General features: G+C 44.7%; 11 protein-coding genes. 4 read left to right on the forward strand and 7 right to left on the reverse strand.

All coding sequences use genetic code 11. From position 1 onward, the window contains the following. Window positions 1–656 precede the first annotated feature (656 nt). From ACEN2L_RS10450 to ACEN2L_RS10460, 3 genes are all read right to left on the reverse strand, one after another. Entirely contained in the window at window positions 657–2,069 is a 1,413-nt protein-coding gene (locus ACEN2L_RS10450; protein WP_441743556.1) for a hypothetical protein, read from the reverse strand. A gap of 628 nt (window positions 2,070–2,697) precedes the next feature. After that, window positions 2,698–3,312, reverse strand: a complete 615-nt coding sequence (locus ACEN2L_RS10455) for a peptidoglycan-binding domain-containing protein (protein ID WP_441743557.1) — start codon at window positions 3,310–3,312, stop codon at window positions 2,698–2,700. A 554-nt stretch (window positions 3,313–3,866) separates the two neighbouring features. Then, a complete protein-coding gene (locus tag ACEN2L_RS10460; protein WP_441743558.1) occupies window positions 3,867–5,426 on the reverse strand; it encodes an IS110 family transposase in 1,560 nt (519 codons plus the stop codon). Window positions 5,427–6,295: 869 nt separating this feature from the next. Between ACEN2L_RS10460 and ACEN2L_RS10465 the strand changes: the two genes are divergently transcribed. Beyond that, a complete protein-coding gene (locus tag ACEN2L_RS10465; RefSeq protein ID WP_306023271.1) occupies window positions 6,296–6,706 on the forward strand; it encodes a TerB family tellurite resistance protein in 411 nt (136 codons plus the stop codon). Window positions 6,707–6,760: 54 nt separating this feature from the next. Here ACEN2L_RS10465 and ACEN2L_RS10470 read toward each other — a convergent pair whose 3' ends face one another. The 3 genes from ACEN2L_RS10470 to ACEN2L_RS10480 are packed head-to-tail and all read right to left on the reverse strand — an operon-like array spanning window position 6,761 to window position 10,509. Continuing rightward, window positions 6,761–7,843: an ABC transporter ATP-binding protein gene (locus ACEN2L_RS10470; protein WP_441743559.1), complete on the reverse strand. Its 1,083-nt coding sequence runs from the start codon at window positions 7,841–7,843 to the stop codon at window positions 6,761–6,763. Beyond that, entirely contained in the window at window positions 7,843–9,486 is a 1,644-nt protein-coding gene (locus ACEN2L_RS10475; RefSeq protein WP_441743560.1) for an ABC transporter permease, read from the reverse strand. The genes ACEN2L_RS10470 and ACEN2L_RS10475 overlap by 1 nt, the downstream gene beginning before the upstream one ends. 3 nt (window positions 9,487–9,489) lie before the next feature. Continuing rightward, complete coding sequence (locus ACEN2L_RS10480; RefSeq protein WP_441743561.1) at window positions 9,490–10,509, reverse strand: extracellular solute-binding protein; 1,020 nt, start codon at window positions 10,507–10,509, stop codon at window positions 9,490–9,492. A 308-nt stretch (window positions 10,510–10,817) separates the two neighbouring features. Here ACEN2L_RS10480 and ACEN2L_RS10485 point away from each other — a divergent pair, with 308 nt between their 5' ends. Both ACEN2L_RS10485 and ACEN2L_RS10490 read left to right on the forward strand, forming a co-directional pair. Beyond that, the gene (locus ACEN2L_RS10485) at window positions 10,818–11,324 is read left to right on the forward strand and encodes a DUF3087 domain-containing protein (protein ID WP_441743562.1); all 507 of its coding nucleotides are present in this window, start codon (window positions 10,818–10,820) and stop codon (window positions 11,322–11,324) included. 93 nt (window positions 11,325–11,417) lie between these two features. Continuing rightward, window positions 11,418–12,986, forward strand: coding sequence for a carboxylesterase/lipase family protein (locus tag ACEN2L_RS10490; protein WP_441743563.1), 1,569 nt, complete (start codon window positions 11,418–11,420; stop codon window positions 12,984–12,986). A gap of 64 nt (window positions 12,987–13,050) precedes the next feature. Here ACEN2L_RS10490 and ACEN2L_RS10495 read toward each other — a convergent pair whose 3' ends face one another. Further along, on the reverse strand, window positions 13,051–15,396 hold the full coding sequence (locus tag ACEN2L_RS10495) for a PAS domain-containing protein (protein WP_441743564.1): 2,346 nt from the start codon (window positions 15,394–15,396) through the stop codon (window positions 13,051–13,053). Between the two features lie 511 nt (window positions 15,397–15,907). On the opposite strand from ACEN2L_RS10495, the gene ACEN2L_RS10500 reads away from it, so the two are divergent. Further along, entirely contained in the window at window positions 15,908–24,502 is an 8,595-nt protein-coding gene (locus ACEN2L_RS10500; protein ID WP_441743565.1) for a GH36-type glycosyl hydrolase domain-containing protein, read from the forward strand. Window positions 24,503–24,584 lie beyond the last annotated feature (82 nt).

A 24,584-nucleotide genomic window follows, 5' to 3' on the forward strand; every position in this document is an offset into this window, starting at 1 on the left:
TTAATACGGCGTACTTTTCAACGACTGAACTTGATGATTAAACCTTTCATGAGTTTGATTAACTGGCTCGTTACCTGAATTACCGTGACCAATACACTGTAGCCTTTGGCTTCGGTAACGCTGCAAATAACGTTCAACAGTACGTGTAGATTAAGTGAATAGCTTAGCGGCATTGACTATCGTAATTTTAAGCTCGGCCACTTTCATACTGACAGCAATGGTTAATTGACCTTTGGACTTTCACACAATCATCCTTAGCGTTTTACAAATGCACAACCAAAACACACTTAATGATAACCGTCGATTTCTAATGATAATTAGCGATTACGACAGAATCGCTTGGTAATTAAGATACGACAAAGTCGCTTGGTGTTAACAGAATTAGGTGAATTAGTTCTAACTCAACCGAACGAATTAAACCTGGCAGTCGTGTAGGAGCGAAAACAGGGCCCTTACCTTCGTTACGCTTATGACAGAGAAACTGACAAACATGACATTCATTAATGGTCTGATACAGATAGATTTAGTTATTATTGGTATATAAATCAGTGATTTTAGAGATTATGATTTTTGTCATTAGGTTCTTTATCCAATCAAATTTGATTGGATAAAGAAATGCATTCTTGCGATATTATTTATTTCAAGCTCGAGCTTTATCAGACTAATAGACGCCTTTTCACAATCAAAACTAGACCTAAAAGCAACAGGGATAAAGTTGCAGGTGCCGGTACAGCGTTGATATCGGTATCAAATGTTATCGGAGTTTGCGACATTCCGACGGTCGAAGCTGTAATATTCTCAAACGCAATACCAGTTACGAACGCGTTTATATCATTCGGATCCAACGCCAGATTTGGATCAATTCCTGTTAACGAAAACGATGTAAGTCCAAAAAAGCCATTATCACCGAAATTAAACATCTCTCCAGAAGCCAATGCATAATCATAGTCAGTACCACCAGAAGAGAACAAAAGCCTATAACCGTCTGCGTCAGCCACAGCAGCGAAAGTCGGCGCGGTCACACTGTCGAATTCAGCTCCGGTAACCGTGTATGTATAACCGGTCGAAATAATCGGATCGAAAAATATTGTTTCGCCTACGGTAATGTCAGCGGCTGGTAAATCGAAGTTAAAAGCGCCGGTTTCTGGATCGGTTGAACCCGGCAGTAGCGGCAGAGCTTCTATTGAACCCGGTGCTGGCGGCGTTGCATTACCAAATAAAGTTTGAGTGGTGTAGGTTACGACCTCATTTGGGGCAAGGTTGAATACATTGCGAAGGGCAAGAGTGACATCGTAAGCGCTATCGATGAACCCATCGCCATTCGTATCACCGTCAATTTGGTCATCAAGTGCTTCACCTTGAGCAATAATTCCTCGAAGTCCAGAGTACGAAGAAATCTCAAATCGATTTGTTTCAGGCGTTATGCCGCCGATACCAGTAATACCGACAAAATTTTGTGATGTTGCACTACCCGAACCAACGCCGTCCGTTTCAAATAAAATTTCATTACCACTTTGAACTATCCGTCCACCGCCATCTTGAATAGTTCCATCGAAATCCAGATCGCCATCCAAATACCTGACCACATCGAAACTAATTTGTTCGGCTGCTGTATTCGTGATGGTATAAACCTGATTGAGGATTGTTCCAAGCGCAACTCCGCTGGAATCTTGCGACAGCGAGACCGACTGATTGAGTTCAAATTGAAGTGCATTGACCATAAAGGTCGATTGCATGCTAGAACTGGTTGTCGTTCCAATTACCAGATTAGTCCCAATATTGTCCGGGCCGGCAATAGAGCCAGTGGTGAGGTATGTCCTGTCACCGCCAAAACCGACAGCAATCGCACTTTCATAAGTTGTACCGGCCGACTCATCGATGCCAACAGGGTCGTAGAACGCATCAGATGTATCGATGCCACTGATGGAAGAACCAAAAGAGCCATACCCATCGACACCTACTTCGAGCGTACCATCGCCTGTTCCACTGGTTAAAATGGTCGCAGACGCAGGGGCAACCCCCAAGAATAATAGGGCAGTCGCCCAAACACAAAATAGAAACCTTTTCATAGTTACCTTCCAATAGTTGTTTATGATTAACATAGCTTTTGTTGAACCAATTGAAACAAGCAATTTTTGCGCCACTCAAAGTTTAATAGTAAATTCAGAGGCTTAACTTTAGTCACTACTGATTTGTGTAAGAAATATTGACAGGTGGTCTCATAAATTTTGACTTAATTTTTTTGTTCAATTTATAAAGTTTATGAAATTGGTTAAATAGAAACTGGATATTGTTATGACTTAACAATTTGATCTTGCATCAGATATCAAGCATTGGGCGCATCATTGAAAACATTGACAGCCGCCTAAACTCTTTAATGATTACCAGTCAAAATGAATACATCAAAAAGTATAATATGTCTTATTAATATCAGATAAGAAGAATGTGGCGTCTTTACAAAGCAATATAATACACATCTTTCTTAACGACGATGATAGATAATAATATGGCGGTTTAATTAATCTAAATACGGACGATGTCTTAGCCTTTACATGCTGCCCCGAGACCATTCAGAATTTAAACAAGTAATAATGATAACCCTGTAGGGTATTATAACTGTGTTTATAAGCTTTGTGCCGGTTTAAGCCGGCGGTGAGCGAACTGACATTTGGTTGGATGCTAAACCTTTAGTCTGTATTATGGGAAAAGCGAATTGAGGGTCAGCTGATCGGGCAGCCCAGATACAGGGATCGATAGCGAGGCCTGATATTTGCGAATAGCGTCAGCCATTGCATCGGTATATTTATTTGTTTCGGATCCAGCGTCAAATCCAGCAGCAGCCAATGCAGCGTGGAGTCGAGGAAGCAATGTCTGATAAAAATATATAGCTTGGCTACCAGCGCGCAGCCTTACAACTTGGCTCTCTTTAGAGAGCCTATCCTCATAGAGGACTTGGGCTAAACTAACCAGCGCAACGTTGAAGACTTGCTTGGGGGATACTTCGCAATATTTGGCGAGCTTCGCCAACAACAATTCAACGCTTTGCCAGCCCGTCAGATCATAGGTGTCTTTGTTGAAATGATTGAAGGCGGTAATGTAGCCATCAACCCAGCCAGCGAATACTCGTAAATTGTCCCCATTCTCTTTTCGTGCAGTTAGAAAGTCAGCACAACTTGCCCTTCCGGCGCCGTCGATTGCGTATTTTCCATCGCGATCAGCTGCTGTTGCAGGGGTGCTCATGGCGGCAAAAACACAGCAAATAAATGTTGTTCGCATTGATAAGGTTATAAAAGCTAAAATTCTTCGTGCCACGCTCTTCTCTCCATAGATAGGCTTTCAGTCATAAAATCATATCGTGTTGTAATCAGAAATAACACATTATTAATAATAAACTTCCATAAATATTCATTTATCTGGGAGAAACTTTAGGTTACCTCTTAAATATTAGATTTAATTAGACCTGCGGGGTCACCCATAAGTCAGCCGGTGTCAATACTGCGAAACAATCCGGAGCGCTCTTTAGCAAACATTCATGTTTGTGCACTCTGAAGCGTTTTCCGGTTTTCATTCGCTAATATGTTTTTCTATTGGTTTTGCTGGATAATTTATCCGCAACAGTCACCCATCTGGCTCTAGTCCTTGGCCTGTTAAGGCCAATTTCCCACGCACCTTGTGCGCCACAAAAACGTCAGTTCCCCATGTTATCCAATGCGATAAACGCACAGAGGTTGTGGCTAGGCTTTTGCCTTCCAGACCCAACTTGGCTTAACATGAGGGCGAACAAAATAAGTCCGGTATCACTCTCCATTCAGAGAAACACTGGTTTGTTATCCAACCCCGCAAACTGGCTGAATGACACCGGGAAACTAGCTAAAAGCGCGTTCGATATCGAAGACCTGTTTGTTCTTTAACATGTGAAATACCGCCCTGGCGATTTTGTGAGCCACAGCCCTAATGGCCACAATGCCATTGAGTTTTTGCTTCTTACGCTCGTAAAAACGTTTGGCTTTGGCATCGAACCGCACAAGGTAATGAGCTGCTTCTGAGAAGGCCCATGACAAATATTTATTACCTGCTTTACGGTTACCAGTCCCTTTCTTCTTGCCGTTACTTTCACGCACACTGTTGACACAACGACAATAAGAGGCGTAATTACCAGCAGCTTCAAATCGCTTGATGTCACCTGTTTCTAACATGATAGTTAAACCCAAAATCGGACCAATACCGGTTACGCTAGTCAACAGTTTGAATTCATCTTTAAGCTCCACCGCTTCCAGTGTTTGTTGCTCTATGATGGCAATCTGTTTGTCTAAGGTCTTGAGTATCATGAGATTGCTATGGGCTGAATGATACAAAAAACTGCCTATCTCGAAAGGTAATTTAAAGTCTTTTTTACGGATATCGACACAACTAACCCGATATCCTAACGAACGCCAGATTTGATTTTGAATGCTTATCACATGGCTGGAAGCATGTTTCACTAATTGCCGACGACGACGTAATAAATCTCTCACTTGTCGATATTCAGGAGGGTAAATATGACCTGTAGGTAAAATCCCTAAGCGCATTAAATGCCCCAGGTGAAAGGCGTCCTGATGGTCACCACTGTATTTTAATCCTTCGTATTGTTTAACTGCTGCTGTGTTGACCAACTTCACTTGATAGCCCTGTTCAATTAAGCCATCAACCAGCCAATACCAATTGAATGTTGATTCAATTGCCACCGCTTTTATCTGCTCTTTGTAAGGCGCGAGCAGCGCAAGTGTGGCGTTCAAATTGTTGTCGATACGCTTATCCACAACCTTATTATCCTCTTCATCGATGACAACCACGACGTGATTGTTTGAATGTAAGTCAATGCCGCAGTAAAGTGACATAACAGCCTCCCGTTTGTGATGGTTTGAGCACCTTTCAGCATAGCTGAACACAAGCTCGGAGGCTGACTTGAGGATTTTCAGAGCCCCTGAAAGGTTGGATTTCATGGCCCACATGCCGTTGTTGTTTTTTAAACTGATAGCACCTGTATCGACCGTAATGCCTTTGCCAGCCAGTGCAATAGGGGCATCGGTGCGGTTACCGCCTGAATATTCCACCACGATTAAACGAAGATCATTAATTGAACCTTTACTTACACCTGTTAACGCGCCCATATTAAGCTTTTGAATGGCAGCTACATCCAGTACGCGAATTTTCACATTGTCGATGCCGTTGAATTTTTGCTTGATAACCTCGACAAAAGCTTGTGGGTATAGGCTTTTTCCGGGTTCAGTCGCAAAGTCTCTGGCCATGTGAACGCCTTCTGCTAGGTATTTAAGATCACTGTTATAGTGATCAATTGCTGCAGTGGCATGCGGGGTAATAAGCTCAATCGTCGAGCTGCGGTCTTCTTTTTTGCTTTTATATTTATCAAAACGGTAATGTCGCATATGGTAGCCATGGACTAGGTGAGCACTGGGGTATCAAGTGCGGTCGCTAACTTATCAACCTGTATCGACAGTGCAAGATCGTTTGATGTATATGCCACACTACTGGCTATTTTTCCGCCCAAGTCTTGTAACTCAGGAGCACTTAATCCATCGTCGTCTTTGCTCTCTACAACCAGTAACGATTTGGTATCGCCGACCAGTTGAAGCGATTAACCAGTGCCTTTTTCGGCATCGAATTTATTTAAGCTAAGTAAGGCCGTGAGCTGACCATTAGATATTTGGTCGACTTTAGCTGCGGCGCCTTCTACGTTATTCGCATCGTTTACAAAAATGACATGCGCCGCTGGGGTTGTTGCGGGTTTGGTTGCTAAAGGTAAACCTTACATTTGCGTGATAAAAGCCAGAAAAGCCAAGAGAACTCAGGGTTAATAGGCCTAAACTCAAGCCATATATAGTGTTGTTTGTGAATATTTTCATCCAGTAATATCCGCAGTCAAGGCGGTGAACCGTGTGCTAAACAGATATTTAAAAGGGAGTGTAAAAGAGGCAAATAATAATAAAAATTCTGTTTAAACTGTTTGATTCATTGGTTTTTTCGAATATTGGGCGCAGGCAAAAGATGGCGGGTTAATCCAGATGTACGGTTATCAGCTTGGTTGTTTTTTGTAGGCTATTTCATCACCATAAGCAGCCCAAAAAGGGGGATCAATAAACCTGCATTTTTAAACAATATGATGCAACCTTCGTGTTGTGTAATTGTCTTATCCTCGATTTTTAAACTATTCATCCAATTTCTATTATTTTTTGTACACATACACGTTTTATTCGATTTGAAATGTGATGAATGAATAATGAGAGAAGGCGTACACATGCAATTAACCGAACAACAAGGCTTCAATGAGGCATTAATTAAACTATCCGTTTTACTCTATCAGGTGGATGGTAAGGTCAGTTTGAGCGAACAAGACTACCTTGATCACGTCATCGATGAGCTGGATTGGGGAAGTACAATTTCCAAGTCGGCGTTTCTGACTGATGCAATATTTCGTGCCCGTGAAGCGGTTGATAACGATGATTGCCAGGGCTTTATTCGCAAGCTCAGTGACGACTTAAATCAAAATGCAAACAAAACCCTAGAAGTGGCAATGACACTGACCGGAATAGATGGGGAGCGCAGCGAACGAGAGGTCGAATTATTGGCTTTTTTGACTAATCGTGTCTTGGCTAAGTCGCTAATGGCACAGGTTGAAGAATTTGATTCTGCAACGCCGATATCCTGATCCTGGCATTGTATTTTTTTGGCTAAATTCAGCCAGACTTTTCCGGCTCTAACCTTAGCGATCCAAATCAGTAAACGGGAAGACAATCATGTGATCTAGCTGTAAGCGAATACCAAAATTTTCGCCCACCTGATGATCATGGTGACTGGGTGTTAAACATAATAAGCGCTGGGGATAATGGGTGTTACTCTCGATAAGCTCGAGGGTATAGAGTATGTGTGAGCCTCGGAATACCCGCTTGATAATGCGGGCCTTGAAGGGGCTCGCATCGTGGTGCTCAATGTCATCAGGACGCACTAATAATGAAAAATACTCTTGGTTTTTAAGATCAGCAGTGTCAGAAAAATGTGCTTTTGATGCGTCGAAATCGCCAATGACGGTATGTAAACTTGCATCATCACGCTTTGCTGCTGGTAAAAACACACTCTCACCAATAAATTTGGCCACAAAGGCGGTAGCTGGTCGATGATACAAATCATAGGCGCTGCCCCATTGCTGCAGTTTACCGCCTTCAAGTACGGCAATTTTGTCGGCCATGGCAAACGCTTCTTGTTGATCATGGGTGACCACAATGGCGGTGATATTCACCTGTTTTAATAGCTGCCTAACCGTCATTGCCAGTTGTTCTCTTAGTTCAACGTCCAGACTTGAAAAAGGCTCATCTAATAAAATAATGGCCGGTTGCGGCGCGATAGCCCTAGCCAAGGCAACCCGTTGTTGTTGACCACCGGACAGTTGGTGAGGAAATTTATCGGCAAAGGCTGCGAGTTCTACTAAGGCCAAACATTCTTTAATACGCGCACGTTTGTCAAGCTTGTTCATGGCGGCTAAACCAAAGCCAATGTTGTCTGCCACTGACATATGTGGAAAGAGGGCGTAATCTTGAAACACCATGCCAATTTGGCGCTCAGTAGCCGGTGTATTGTGTTTGGCTGAACCAACACATTGGCCGGAAATAATAATTTCTCCACCACGGGGTTGGTGAAAACCTGCGATGGCTCGAAGTAGTGTGGTTTTGCCGCAACCTGATGGACCTAGTAAACAGCCAATTTCCCCTTGTTCAAGGGAAAAACTTACTTGTTCTAACACTGCCTTATTCGCGGTGTAACTAACAGAAACATCATTGAGCGATATCACTAAGACCCCTTATTTACGTTATCGAGTGCTTTTGTCAGCCATAAAATAGGCAATAGGCCAACTAGCACAATGGTTAAGGCAGGCAGAGCCGCATCCACTAGCCGTTCATCTGACGCCAGTTCGTAGGTGCGCACCGCCAAGGTATTAAAATTAAAGGGACGCAGTATAAGAGTGGCGGGTAATTCTTTTAGTACATCTACAAACACCAATAATAAAGCACTTAATAAACTGGCTCTAAGTAGAGGGGAGTGGATGGTAACTAAGGTCTTTAATCGACTCGCACCCAATGTCGCAGCGGCATCATCAATTGTGGGGGTAATTCTGCCAAAACCTGCTTCAGTATTTTGTAAAGCAATACTTAAAAATCGCACGCAGTAAGCGAACATGACAGCAAATAAGCTACCTGAAAATATCAGCCCAACGTATTCACCGCTAATTAAGTGACTGAGTTGATTTACCTGACGATCGGCAAAGCCAAACACCACTAATACACCAACCGCGACCACCATGCCCGGCAGGGCATAACCCAAACTGAGAAGGCGAATTTGCCAATAACTGAAGCGGTTGTTGGCCCAGCGCTGCTGATAGCTAAACAGCAGAGCAATACAAACCACCAGTATTGCCACACCAACACCAAGGGAAAACGTTGAGGTGACTAAAGTGAGGTAATCAGCACTCAATAGCGTGTCGAGCTGGCTCATGGCCCATACCACTAATTGCAATACCGGTATAAAAAAACCAAACAACACCGGTAAAAAACAAATAAGGCTCACGGTGATATTTTGCGCGCCTCTGAGCTTTATCCGATCATGACGGCTGTCAATGACAGTGGATGCTTGATAATACTTAATACGCCTGCGGCTATGCTGCTCAAGCACCAGTACCACCAATACAAATAAACACAGAATCCCTGCCAATTGAATGGCTAATAATTGATTACCCATGGCATACCACGAACGAAAAATACCCGTAGTAAACGTATTGATACCAAAATAAGCCACCGTTCCGTAGTCAGCGAGGGTTTCCATCATGGCCAGCGCGACACCGGTAAAAAGGGCAGGGCGAGCAAGAGGTAATACGATGCGATAAAAGTGCTGACTTGCTGATAGTCCTGCCAAGGCAGATACTTCTTTAAAACGAGGAGATTGTTCACTAAAGGCAGTGCGCGCCAAAATATACACATAAGGATAGAGCACTAAAGACATGAGCAGGATGGCTCCGCCAAGGCTGCGAATTTCTGGAAACCAATAATCACCAAATTGCCAGTCAAAAGCCTCTCTTAACGTTGACTGCAAAGGGCCTGATACATCCAATATGCCAGTATAGGTATACGCGATAATATAGGCGGGAATAGCAAGGGGTAAAAGCAATAACCAGCGCATGACTTGGCGTAAACTAAACTCATATTGCGTCATGCACCACGCCGTGGCGGTACCGAGCAGTAAACTGCCACAACCTACGCCGAGGGTGAGTACAATACTATTGAATACATAATCAGACAGTACGGTGTTTATTAAATGCTGCCACGCGGCGCTATCGGGCCATAACAGGCTGGCGATAATAATGACTAGAGGGCTACACAAAAAGGCGCACAATATCAATAATACTGTGCGCCCTGTTAATGCTTGTAGTGTTCTAAGCAACGGTTATTTCCAACCAGCGCGATCCATCAGGCGTAAGGCATCAGCATTACCTTCTCCTACTGCGTCAAGTGACACAGATTGGGCTTTAAACTCACCAAAACCTTGCATCAACTCGCTCCACGGCACGTCTTTATGTACAGGGTATTCGTGATTTTCTTGGGCATACCATTGCTGACTACTTGGCAATAACATATAGGCCAAAAGTTGTTTAGCAGCCTCTGCGTTAGGAGCATGTTTAGCGACTGCTGCGCCAGAAATATTCACGTGGGTACCAAAACTGTTTTGATCTGTCCACAACACCTTAACTTTGCTAGCTTGCTCTCGCTCACTTGCATCGTCTGAGCTTAACATTCCCGCGAGATAATAGGTGTTAGCCACTGCGATTGAACATTGCCCTGCGGCCACTGCTTTTATTTGATCGCGATCTCCGCCTTTGGGCGATCTTGCCATGTTGGCCACCAGTCCTTTGGCCCATTTTTCTACAGCTTCTTCGCCAAGCTCAATTGTCAACGCTGCAATCATTGATTGGTTGTAGATATTACCTGAGGAACGAATACAAACTTGCCCTTTATATTTGGGTTTGGCTAAGTCGAGTATGCTGCTTAAACCATTGACATCAGCTTTGTCAGGTGCATACATGATAGGGCGGGCACGAAGGGTCAAACCAAACCAATGGTGGTCCGTATCACGCAGATTTTGCGGCACAATGTTATCGATGTCAGCAGACACAACTGCCTGAGTCAGACCCGCGTTTTTCGCTCTTACTAAACGGCCCGCGTCAGTGGTAATGAGGATATCAACTGGACTAAATTGCCCCTCATTTTGCATACGTGTAATCAAGGCATCCGCTGAGCCAGTAACCAAATTGACTTTTACGCCTGTTTCATTAGAAAACTTATCTAATAAGGGTTTGATTAATGCTTCTTTACGGGCAGAGTAGACGTTGACTTCCCCAGCCTGGACTGGCGTAACGATACTTATCAATGTGGTGGTGATAATACTAAAAGCAACGAACAGCTTCACATGAACTCCAAATTATTGACCAAAGAGTAATTGATAATAATTCTCATTAAGTTCAAAGGCAACCCTTAGTGAGTCTTGTTTGTAAAAATATGTAACCTTGCCCTCCTTAGTTAACAAAACTCAATTATTTCAAAGGGCTTAGCGAAATCAAAACAGGTGATACGCCCTATAGCAAGTACCTTAAAAAACATCAAAAAAGAGTTTGCTGGCTTTTTTGTGTTTCCATAGTGATAAATATTTTACAGAAGCACTAAGGCTTTAGTTACAATCGTGCCCCGTCTTTTGGGTTTCTGTTACTGTTGGTCATTATGCAGCTTATTAAAATTGATAAATCTCGTTACCGTCGCCATTTAAACATCGTTATTGTAAGTTGTATTGCCGCTTTGTTACTCGGCAGTTTAGTTATTTCACAAAGCCTTATTGCTCTATTTCCTGATGAAAGTGGGAGACATTTCCATTGGAACGCACTCGGCGTATTGTGTTCGAGTATCGCCATTGCTTGGCTGTTGAATACCTACCGATCACATGATTTTATGACCGAAGTGGTTTATGTATGGGAGCTTAAAAAAGCACTGAACAAAATAACCAGAAAACTCTCTAAGCTCAAAGTGGCTGCTGAAACAGGTAATAAAGATGCCTTAATCGCGATGCAATACAGCTATGCTGGCTCCCGTTTGTTATGGCAACTGGACGACAATACGATCATCATGGATGACTTAGCCATTGCCCAAGTTGAGCTGGATAACCTAGCGGCTAAATACCACCTTAGTCTCAATGCCGATGATTACCGTGAGGCGATGTTAAAACAATTTTGATTCGAGCAAGCAGCGCGAAGCCGCCTAAAAAAAATTCCGTCAATAATCGAGCGAGAAGCTGATTGTTGTAACCAACATTAATAGGACATCACCATGACCAGACGTTTACTCCTGCTATTTAAATGCTGCGCACCACTAAGTTTTGTATTATTTTTTTGTAACCAAGCGATAGCAGGCGCAGCCATGACCAATAGTGAATCCATCGTTATTAGTACTCAGTTGGGCGAAGTAGAAGGCAAACGTGCAGGCAATGTTGCGACATTTTACGGCCTGCCTTACGCTAAAAACCCTTTTACTGAAGCTCGTCGCTTTCAAGCGCCTCAGGCAATTGAAGCATGGAGTGAGCGTTATGACGCGAGAACAATGACGCAGCCTGTTCCACAACCGAGCCGAGGTAAAACGACCACCCTAGTTGGTGCCCCCGGTGATTTGACGGTCAATATATGGACACCTGCATCAGCCATTAATACCCAACAAGCGCTACCTGTCATGGTATGGCTACCAGGTGGCGCCTTTATTCGTGAGGATGCCGCTGAACAAGCCTATGATGGCTCGCACTTCGCACGGCACAACGTCGTGATAGTGACCGTTAATTACCGAGTGGGTGTTGATGGGTTTATGCATATTAAAGGGGCACCAGACAATCGAGGCATCTTGGATCAAATCCTCGCTTTGCAGTGGGTACAAGACAATATTCAAGACTATGGCGGTGATCCTGCTAATGTGACCTTATTTGGTCAATCTGCCGGTGCGGGCAGTGTGGCTATTTTACTCGGCACTAAACAAGCCAATGGCCTATTTCATAAAGCGATTATGCAAAGTCCGCCCATGCAAGCGATGACTCAGTCGCAAGCCGCTAGAGTCAGTCACGTTTTTGCAAGTAAACTCAAGGTACCAGCTACTATTGAGGGCTTATCTAGCGTCAAATTCGACGCGCTCGTGGCAGGTGTGGTTGACATGGGTAATAGCATTACCGATAGAAGCGAGTGGGGCATGTTGTCGTGGGGTTGTACTGCATTTTTACCGGTAATTGATAAAGCGCTCATACTGAACTCACCGATGGTTAATTTAGCCGATAACGCCAATCCATCTATGCCCATTATTGTTGGTAGCACTGACCAAGAGTCGAGACTATATCTAGTGCCTGGCGGTGAAATAGATCGAATTAGGGAAGATCAGGTTTCGCTATTTTTGAGGGATTTACAACTAGGTAACGAGGCCGCTAAGGTGTATCAGAAAACTGATGATGCCTCGCACGGGGATATTTATGCTGATATTCAGTCTGACTATACCTTTAGAGTGCCAGCGCTACGCATTGCTGAACTGTTATCAAACAAGGGCAACCCAGTGTGGAAATACAATTTTTCTTGGCAATCTCCTGCCTACGATGGCCGTCTCGGCGCAGGGCATTTTGTTGATGTACCTTTTACTTTTGGCACGATACACAGCGAAGAGGCGGCTAATTTTGTCGGCCAGCAGCCTCCTGAAACGCTAAGTACGCTTATGCAAACGCAATGGCTTCTGTTTGCCAAAACGTCCCAGCCACAGTGGGGCCGTTATAATCAAACAGAGCGTCTAACATTGAGGTTTGATACGCCATCAAAGGAGCTGAAAGATCCAAACAAAGCCGTAAGGACACTGTGGCAAGACTACCCTTTTTAATCCACTAAACTGAGCGACAACTAGGGCCGTTGACCTTGATTTATTGACCCGGCTAACGGCTTTATTATTGGCTGATTTTTCCTAAGTTTTTTAAAATTGTGGGTCTTAACATGGCAATATTAACAGGCTTAGTTAAGTAGTCGTCCATGCCCGCTTTTATACATTTGTCTTTATCACCTACCATGGCATTGGCCGTTAAGGCGATAATAGGAATGTTTCTAACCTTGTTAAAACGCTGATGATGTCGAATGATGTGTGTGGCTTCGAAACCGTCTAATTTCGGCATTTGGCAGTCCATAAGAATAAATGAAAAATTAAATTCAGCTTGCCGCGCCAAATATTCCAATGCTTGTTCGCCATCCCCCGCTATGACGCTCTTTATTCCTAGTTTAGATAGTTGAGATTCAATCACCACTTGGTTTATCTCGTTATCTTCGGCCACTAAGGCTATGCAATTTTCACACAACGTTGATTCAGTCGCAGTAGGACTAGTTTCTTCATCGATATCGCTGGTTTGTGCAATTGGTGTGCTCAAACCCAGTGGTACTGAAAAAGTAAATCGTGAGCCCTTGCCTAGTTCACTCTCTACTGTGATGGTGCCATTCATTAATTCGATTAAATTACGGCTAATAGACAAACCTAAACCGGTACCTTGAGATTTTCTGGTGGCACTTGAATCCACTTGTGAAAAAGGCATAAACAGCAAAATTTGTTGGTCTTTAGCAATGCCAATACCGGTATCAACTACCGTGCACACCAGCGTGGCGGTATCATCTTCATGAGTACTTAACTGCACATCAACATTTACACTACCTTTTTGAGTAAATTTCAGGGCATTTCCGAGTAAGTTATATAATATTTGCTTGAGTCTTAGGGGGTCACCAATGAGTTTTATGGGTTTGTCTTCATTGGTTTTATAATGAAAGGCGATCTGCTTTTCTGCCGCGCGCCGAGCAAAATCAGTGATCAGGTTTTCAGTAAGATCATTAAAATTAAAAACATCATGGGTGATGATGATTTTGTCTGCTTCAATCTTAGAAAAGTCTAAAATGTCTGAAATGATACTGAGTAAATGCTCTGAACTGCTCTTAATTAAGCGCAAGTAATGCTGTTTTTCGTGAGGCTCTAATCCGCTAATTCGAGTATCTTCAAGTAACAAGGTCACTAGGCCTAAAATTCCTGAAATGGGGGTGCGAATTTCATGGCTCATGTTGGCTAAAAATACGCTTTTTTGTTTGTCGGCAGCTTTGGCTTTTTCAGCCATCACTTGTGCCAATTTCGCACTTTCTTGAGCCGCTTCATACGTTGAGGTTAACTCGTTTTTAGTATTTTCAGCGTCAGTGTCATCAATATTGATCCCCGTGGCTTTGATGGGACTGTTATTTTCATCGTAAATAAAATCCGCTAAACCCAGTATGTAACGAGTTTCACCGGCTTCAGTGACAATTCTAAATTTATGCTCAAAGTAAGTATGGGTGCTTATTGCCTTAGATAAAGCGGCTTGTGCTTTCTCCACATCTTCAGGGTGAATACTATCAATCCAATCTTGCGTTTTACCGCGGAAATTTTTACGGCTTATACCGTAGATTTCAAACAAGCGATCATCCCAAATTAGGGTGTCGGAGAGTAGGTCTAGCTCCCATACGCCTATTTTAGCCGCCTTAAGAGCTAAAATAACCCGTTGCTCGAGGCGCTGACGAGCGATATCGTCTTCTTTTTGTTTGGTTAAATCTTTAAATGTTCCATAGTTTCTGACTACCCGACCGTTCATTTTTTCGGAAAAGCCGGTCGCATTAACAATAAGTTGTTTGCCCTGGCTGGTGATAAAGTTTAAATCTTTCGAGTAGGGTTGGCCGGTTTTTTCTAAGTTTTGTAAGGCGTCTTTTAAAGTTTGGATGCAGTCTGGTTGGTAATAGTTAATGCCATCCTCGAGCTTTGGCCGATAGCTACTGGGATCGGTTTCATGCACGCGATGCACCACGTCAGACCAATACAAATAATGGGTATCTAAATCAATTTCCCAATAACCGGTATCGGTTACGGTCTCTAGCGCTTCCAATGCGCGTTTTATGCGTCTAGGTTCAGAAACATCTTCTCCCATAAAATAGATGTCAGTTGAATCTTCATCGGGTACCAGTTGCCACTGGCACCACAAAAAACTGCCGTCGGCTTTTCGCCAACGATGGGTTTGATTTGAGGTAGATAGGTCGTGACCAGAATCGAGAAGCGCTTGAACATTTGCTTGATCATCAACATGAAAATATTGCACGAGAGCTTGCCCCAATAATTCGTTTTTATTCAGCCCTACTACCTGCAGAGTAAAAGCGTTGCAATGCTTAATTTTAAAAGCAGGGTCACATTGAATAAACAAATACGCTAGGTTGTCAAAAAAACGGATGGGGCTGGTCATTATGTATTACCTTAAAAATGCAAAATTAAAGGCGTAAAAACGTCAACACGACCTTCACTTTTAGTCGGTTTATGGCGAATCAAAATGATCGCTTTAGATCAAGTGTAGCTAAAAACCCAAAATTAGTTTTTATATCTAAAAACAAAGGTTTATTTATCCCCTTAACCTAGCAGCTCTAAAAATAAAGCAATTAGAGCGCTAGATGTCAAACCTCCTATCGCTAAGCGCTGATGCTCAAGGATAGCGGACATCACTTAATGAACGGTTAGCCAAGGGCATAGCGTCTGATACAAGCTCAATAACGCTTACGCCTGAACCTTCAGTTTGGCTCAGATTCTGACAGGGTTAATGTCGTGATACTGCTAAGTGCGCTGTCGTACCGACTTCGTCTCTCCCTATCTTTACTCTCTAAGCTTGTGATTTGTAGCGAAAGGTGGGGTAATCATCTAACTGATATTCATACCTGCCTACGTTAAACATTACCCCATCTTTAGTTAATGAAAGGGCTATTATGTCATACCCGTTGGATTCTTTATTCGGCTCTGTTTTTTCCACCCCACCTTGGAATAGCGTACTTCCGGTTCGAGAAGAACTGTTTGGCTTAGAGCGGCTTGAGCAGCACGCAACTAGCTTAGCCGCTGCGCAAACGGTGGCAAAATCAACTCCCCGCGTGGTGCCATTACAAGCTCGACTAAAGCAAAATGCTGCAGTGTTACTTGGGGCCTATCAAGCCAGCGCAAAAGAACTTGAGGCTGGTCACAGTGTGGTGCCTGCCGCGGAATGGTTATTGGATAATTATCATTTGGTCGAGCAACAAATCCGTGATGTGAAAGAAGATTTACCGCCCCGTTATTATCGTCAGCTGCCTAAATTAGCTACCGGCCCATTTGCTGGATACCCACGAGTATTTGGTCTGGCTTGGGCTTTTGTAGCCCATACAGATAGCCGCTTTGATGCAGATAATTTGTGTCGATTTATAAAGGCGTATCAAAAAGTACAGCCACTCACTATTGGTGAGCTTTGGGCAATAGCGATTACCCTGCGAATAGTCTTGATTGAAAACTTACGTCGTTTGGCTGATCAATTTACCGTGGGCCGACTTGCCAGAGCTGATGCCAATCAACTGACGGATAGATTACTCGTATCGGGTTGTGCACATTCAGTATTAGCCGCCGACATTGCTAGCCGTTCAGCAGAGCCCTTAGCAGAGGCCTTTGCGGCGCAGTTAGCTAAACGTTTGCGTGACCAAGATCCTAAAACCACACCTGCTTTAGAATGGTTAGAGCAACGCTTAAATGCGCAAGGTTTGTCGGTAGAAGACGTTGTGCAGCATTCACAACAGCGTCAAGGCGCGTCAAATGTCAGTATTCGCAATGTGATAACGAGCATGCGTTTAATCTCTGATATTGATTGGAGTGTGTTATTTGAGCGGGTCAGTCTAGTCGATCAACATTTACGTAAGGCCAGTGACTTTGCAGCCATGGACTTTGCCACTCGCAATTTGTACCGCAGTGCTATTGAGCAGCTAGCGCGTGGCTCTCTGTATTCTGAACTGGATATTGCCGAGCTGGCGGTGCAAACCGCCCATGAAGCAACAAAACTGACTGACGTTGAAACGGAAAAGCGTCGGTATGGCGACCCCGGCTATCACTTGATTGATCAGGGTCGCCGCAGTTTTGAGCATTCCCTAAAATTCAAAGCCAATTTTGCTCTGTGGTTTAGCCGCTTGCATATCCAAATTGGTCTGGGAGGGTATATTGCTACTATTTTATTGACTGCGTTGGGCTTTGTGGCCCTGTGTTTATATGCCTTTGGTTTTGAACAACTCTCTTGGCCTTGGCTTGTGCTATTAACATTATTTGGATTTTTACCCGCCACTGATGTATCTACCGCTATCGTGAATCGGTCGGTAACGTGGCGTTTGGGCGCTCGTGTATTAGCCGGATTAGAACTTAAAAATGGCGTACCGACATCCTTACGTACCTTGGTTGTGGTACCGACTTTATTGTCTAATGAACAAGACTTAAATGAGCAAGTTGAACAGCTCGAAGTGCATTACTTAGGCGGGATAGAAGGGGATATCAGCTTTGCTCTGTTAGTTGATGGCCTTGATGCTAAACAAGAGAAGCTCGACAGCGATGAACCTTTGTTAATCAATATTGCGCAAAAAATAGAGATTCTGAATCAGCGTTATGGAGTAGGGCCTGCGGGTAAACGTTTTTTACTGTTGTATCGTCGACGACTTTTTAATAGTAAAGAAAACTGTTGGATGGGCTGGGAGCGAAAACGCGGTAAGTTGCATGAGCTTAATCGCTTACTTAGAGGCGCTAAGGACACCAGTTTTAGTCCGCTTTCAGGCTTTGTGTTTGAGGTACCACCAAAGGTGCGTTACGTCATTACCTTAGATGCCGATACTCGCTTACCCCGTGATACTGCGCAACATCTTGTCAGTAAAATGGGTCATCCACTTAATCGTCCTTGTTTTAATTCCCTCACTCAGCGGGTTGAAGCAGGCTATGGGATTATTCAACCAAGGGTAACGCCCTCATTACCTATTGGTGCGGAAGGTTCATTTTATCAACGGGTGTTTTCAAGTCCTGGAGGCATGGATCCTTATGCGGCCGCTACCTCTGATGTGTATCAGGATTTATTCGGTGAGGGCTCTTATACTGGTAAAGGTATTTATGACGTTGATGCCTTCGAAGCCTCATTGGCAGGGCGAGTGAAAGAAAATACCTTGTTGAGTCATGACTTATTTGAAGGGGTATTTGCGCGAGCAGGATTGGTTTCTGACGTCGAGGTAGTGGAAGAGTTTCCTGCCCGTTACGATGTGTTGGCTAAGCGGCAGCATCGATGGATCCGCGGTGATTGGCAATTGCTGCCGTGGATCCTAGGGCGGTTTTCTGGTGCACAGGCTGTGTCGTGGATAGGCCGCTGGAAAATGATAGATAACGTGAGACGCTCATTGGTTGGGCCATTTACGTATTTGGGTTTGATATTGTCGTGGTTTTTGCCGATGCCACTGGCTTTGATAGCCAGCGCATTTCTCATTACTTGTATGATTATTCCCGCATTTATGCCTTGTGTTTTTTCTCTGTGTCCACCCAAGATCAGTGTAAATTTACAGAATCATTTGCGCATGTGGCTACGGGATATCCGGCTGGCGAGTGGGCAAGTATTTTTTAATCTGGCTTTTTTAGCGGATCACAGTTGGCGTACTTTGGACGCAATAAGCCGTACCTTGGTACGGTTGTTTGTCTCTCGTCGCCAACTATTAGAATGGACTAGTACCGCACAGTCGAATGGCCATCCACGCCTAAGTCTGCGCGGATTTTATCATACCATGTGGGCAGGTACGTTATTTAGCCAACTCACATGCTTACTGGTTTTGAGTGTAGTGCCAATGGTTTGGCCAGTGGTATTGCCCTTTGCACTGCTGTGGTTAGCGGCACCACTTTTAGCTTTTTACAGCAGTCGCACTCGGCGCAGAGCCAGTAAAACGGAACTTGCATACTACGCAAGTGAGTTACGCATAACAGCAAGGCGCACATGGCGCTACTTCGAAACCTTTGTCACCATTGAAGATAATATGCTTCCTCCTGATAATTTTCAGGAAGAACCAAAGCCGGTGATTGCTCATCGAACATCCCCCACCAATATCGGTTTGTACCTACTCTCAAGTGTCGCAGCTCGTGATTTTTCGTGGGTGGGATTACTTGAAATTGTCGAGCGCATGGAAGCCACGTTTACAACGCTAAAAGCCTTGCCTCGCTACAAAGGGCATTTTTATAACTGGTACTCCACTGATACTTTACAAACATTAATGCCTGCTTATGTCTCATCGGTAGACAGCGGAAATTTAGCGGGCCATCTGACTGCGTTTGCCAATGCCTGTGATGAATGGCGGGCGCAACCAATACCCAATAATCTTGATGCAGGCGTGCAGGATAATCTGTTTTTACTGCGTGAGGCGATGGTTAAACACACCATGAACAACTTGGCTAATACGCAATTGCTTAATAGCGTAGTGAATGACATTAGCAGCCACGTAGCAAGCTCTCAAAGTGCGGATGTGTATGCGCCTATCGTGATTAGACTGACAGAAAAAGCGGTTAAATTAGTCCAAGAACAGGGACCCGCTCAGCAAGATGACGATGCTCAAGATGTTTGTTTTTGGCTTGGCGCAATCGGCCGTTTATTACGAGAGCAACAACGCGACCAACAAGCGAGTGTGATTGATAATAGTGGCGAGAGTTTACTTGATCATCGACTCAGTCATTTGGCGAAAACAGCAAGAGAGATGGCCAATGCCATGGATTTCGCTTTTTTACTCGACCCCGAACGCAAGTTAATGTCTATCGGTTACGCTGTTGCCGAAAATAGTCTTGATCAGAGTTGTTATGATCTATTGGCGTCTGAAGCACGCTTAGCCAGCTTGTTTGCCATTGCTAAGGGTGATGCAATGACCAAACATTGGTTTAGATTAGGACGCACGGCTACTCCCTTAGGTGCGGGCTCAGCATTGATTTCTTGGTCAGGCTCGATGTTTGAGTATCTAATGCCTTCCTTAGTGATGCGCGCACCGCTGGGCAGCTTATTAGAACAAACAAACCGCTTGGTGGTTGAGCGTCAGCAACGTTATGGACAGCAACTGGGTATTCCTTGGGGGATATCTGAATCAGCTTACAATGCCCGTGATATTGAGTTTACTTATCAATATTCGAACTTTGGCGTACCCGGTTTGGGCTTAAAGCGGGGGTTGTCTGACAACCAGGTTATTGCCCCTTACGCCACGGGTTTAGCCACCATGATAGAGCCTGTAGCGGCCTTACAAAACTTCCGACGCTTGCACAAAATGGGCGCCTGTGGACGTTATGGCTTTTACGAAGCACTTGATTTTACACCGTCACGGGTTCCGCTTAAATCAAACCTTGTGATTGTGCGCAGCTTTATGGCCCATCATCAGGGCATGACCATTGTGGCGATTCTTAACTGTTTACAACAGGGGATTATGCGTGCACGGTTTCATCGAGAGCCCAGTATTCAAGCGTGTGAGTTGTTGTTACAAGAAAGGATGCCCAGAAATGTGGCTATTGGTCACCCTCGAGCCGAAGAAGTAAAAAGTTCAGCCGTGGTCAACACAGCTGAATCTGACACTTTGCGCCGCGTAGACCCGCTGAGTACTCAAGCGCCGCTTACCCATTTATTGTCAAATGGGCGCTATGCCTTAATGTTAACTAATGCGGGGGCGGGGTACAGTCGCTGGCGCGAATTTGCAATTACTCGCTGGAATGAAGACAGTACCTGTGACAGTGCTGGCTCGTACGTATTATTACGGGATATGGACAGCGGTAAACAATGGGCAGCTACCGCTCAACCCTTGGGCGCTCAGGGAGAATTTGCTGCGGTATTATTTGCAGAAGACCACGCTGAATTTTGCATGCATCACGGTAAGCTCAGCACCAAAATGGAGGTGGTGGTGTCTGCTGAAGATGATGGCGAAGTAAGGCGTATATCGGTGACCAACTCTGGGCATTTTAGCCATCAAGTAGCGTTTACCTCCTTTGCTGAATTGGTGCTAGCCAAACCTGCTAACGACAATGCCCACCCGGCCTTTGCTAAAATGTTTGTGCAAACAGAATTTGTGCCTGAGTTTGGTGCATTAGTGGCCACCAGACGTAAGCGCTCTGCTGATGACAGTGATATATGGTGTGCGCATTTTGCCATTGTGGAGGGAGACATTATCGCCGACCCTCAATACGAAACCAGTCGCAGTGCTTTTCTTGGTCGAGGTAATACTATTGCTGATGCAGCAGCGATAAAATGCGCCCTTGCATCAAGTAAAAGTACCTTGTCAAATACCGTTGGTTGCGTACTTGACCCTATATTTTCTTTACGTTATCAACTCAAGATACCACCCGGTCAGGTAGTGCGCGTAGCGTTTTGGACGGTTGTTGCGTCTTCTCGGGCTGAACTTATGGCAATGATCGACCGCCACAATGATATCAGTGCCTATGAGAGAGCAAAAACCTTGGCTTGGACCCAAGCGCAGGTACAACTTCGTCATTTAGGTATAAAAGACGCAGAGGTCAGTGATTTTCAAGCGCTAGCTGCCCCTATTATTTATGCTGATCCGCGCTTTCGATCGTCATCACACACCATCACGCAAGGTATGGCTTGCCAGTCAACCCTGTGGCCTCACGCCATATCCGGTGATTTACCTATTGTGTTAATCCGTATTGATGACATTGAAGATATGGCTCAGGTGAAACAACTGCTGCGGGCGCATGAATATTGGTGCATGAAAGGGCTAGCGATTGATCTCGTTATTATTAATGAACATCCTTCTAGTTACATTCAAGACTTGCAAGTTGCATTAGATACGGCTGTGCGCAGGAGCCAATCGCGCCCGCGTTTCAACAGTGACATTGTAAAAGGCCAGCTTACGTGTGCGGTATATGTATTACGTGCAGATTTAATTTCCAATGCAGTGCGCAAATTGCTCAATGCAGTTGCTCGGGTAGTATTGGTGGCAAGGCACGGGGCAATTAACAAACAAATACGTTTGCGTGCCCAAATCGAGGCCGGGCAGGTAAAGACCGCGACGTGGATAAAACCCCATGGTGTGGCTAAACCAAAGGTTGACCTTACCTTGCCAGCCTTAAAGCGAGCTGAACTAGAATTTTTTAATGGCATCGGAGGATTTGCGAAAAACGGCACTGAGTATGTGATGTATTTAGATAAAGGCAAACATACTCCAGCCCCTTGGATCAACGTTGTGGCCAATCCTCACTTTGGTTTTCATGTTTCAGCCGAGGGAAGTGGTTATACCTGGTCAGAAAACAGTCGAGAAAATCAATTGAGTGCTTGGTCTAATGATGCAGTGTCTGATCCTATCGGTGAAATAATCTATGTGTGTGACGAAGACAGTGGTGATATTTTTACTGCTACCGCACAACCCATTCAAGATGGAGGCCATTACACCGCTTCTCATGGCTTTGGATACAGCTGTTTTGAGCATGACGTTGACGGCTTGAGCTTATCCTTATTGCAATACGTGCCCGTAGCAGATTCGATTAAGATTTCTCGTCTGACAATCCATAACGATTCGGGTCGCAGTCGCAGACTGTCCATCAGCGCTTATACTGAGTGGGTACTAGGCACCACGCGCAATCATACCAGTGCGTTTATTTGCACTGAACTTGACCCAAATACCAACGCTATTTTATTGCGAAATCGCTGGGGTATGGCGTTTCCTGAGCGGGTTGCCTTTGCCGATATGGCTGGCCGGCAAACTCGCTGGACCACCGATAGAACCGAGTTTTTAGGTCGAAACGGCCATAAAAGTGCACCCAAAGCACTCGTGGAGCACAGTCCACTTTCTGGTTTAGTGGGGGCTGGGCATGACCCCTGTACTGTGCTCCAAAATGTTATTGAATTGGCTGAAGGTGAAAGCATTGAATGCGTTGTTTTCATTGGCCAAAGTGACAATCAGCAACAAGCGTCTGAACTGATTTCTCAATACCGCAAGGCTGACTTAAATACGGTTTTTGCTGAGGTTGTGACTCACTGGCAAAACCTATTACAAAAAGTCCAAGTCAAAACGCCCCAACGCGCAATGGATATTATGTTGAATGGCTGGTTACTTTATCAAACCTTAGCCTGTCGAGTGTGGGCACGTTCATCCTTTTACCAAGCCAGTGGCGCCTTTGGTTTTCGCGATCAATTGCAAGATGGGATGGCTCTGACATTTAGTCGCCCCGACATGACCCGAGCGCATATTCTTCACGCCGCCTCGCGGCAGTTTGTAGAAGGTGATGTGCAGCACTGGTGGCTACCACATTCAGGGCAGGGCGTTAGAACTCATATTTCTGATGATAGGGCCTGGTTGGCGTTCGCTACAGCCATGTACATAAAAACCTCGGCCGACATGACTATCCTCACTGAAGACGTCACGTTTTTGGAAGGGCCACTGTTAAAATCCGAGCAACACGATGCCTTTTTTAAACCACAGTTAGCAGATGAGTCTGCCAGCTTGTTTGAACATTGTGCAAGAGCCTTAGATCAGAGTTTGCTGCTAACGGGTGAACATGGCTTGCCACTAATGGGGACGGGTGACTGGAACGACGGCATGAACTTAGTCGGCGCTAAAGGTAAGGGAGAAAGCGTTTGGCTAGCTTGGTTACTGATCCGCACCATTGATTTATTTGCTCCTTTTGCTTTGCAGCAAGGCACCGAAAAAGACAGTCTTCGGGCTACACGCTGGCAAGAGCATGCCAAACGCATTCGTGTCAGTATTGATGAACACGCTTGGGATGGACAATGGTATCGCCGGGCGACCTTTGATGATGGCACGTGGTTAGGTTCGAGAGAAAATGAAGAATGCAGAATTGATTCTATCGCGCAATCTTGGGCAGTATTAGCTCAGGGCTCAGAATCGGAGCGGCTTGTGCTGGCCATGTCTCAGGTTGAAGAACAGTTGATCCGCCATGATGAAGGGCTGGCGTTATTATTTACTCCAGCGTTTGATAAAACTGATCTAAACCCCGGTTATATCAAAGGCTATCCACCCGGTTTGCGAGAAAACGGTGGTCAATACAGTCATGCTGCTATGTGGTTGATTTTCGCCTTTAGTCAACAAGGCGAAGGCGAAAAAGCCACAGCACTTTTTTCTATGCTTAACCCTATTAATCATGCGCTAAACCCAATACAAGCTGAACAATATAAAGTCGAACCCTATGTGGTCGCGGCTGATATTTATTCACGCAAGCCCTATCGCGGCAGAGGAGGTTGGACGTGGTACACCGGTGCCGCAGCGTGGATGTATCGTGCAGGGATTGAGGGTATTTTAGGGCTGCGCCGAGAAGGAAAAATGCTGATTATTCAGCCTTGTATTCCTGCCGATTGGCCCGCTTACAATGCGAGTGTAGAGCTGGAAAACGCACACTTTGAGATATACGTTAATAACCGGCCTCCTTTGGCTAAGCGCAATATTCAGGGCCGGTTAGACGGCGTTTTGCTCGACGGTGTAGAACCTTATTTGCGCCTTGAGTTTGAAGCTGGGACGCATCGTTTAAGCATCAATGCGGTTGAAGTAAAGGCGTAAGTGGAGTGTGCTCCAGCGCACAGAAAAGTAAATCCAGCTATCCAATACTTTGACTACACCTGATTGGATTCACTATGTAACT

Source organism: Flavobacterium sp. W21_SRS_FM6 (assembly GCF_052119645.1).
Taxonomy (GTDB): Bacteria; Pseudomonadota; Gammaproteobacteria; order Enterobacterales; family Alteromonadaceae; genus Paraglaciecola.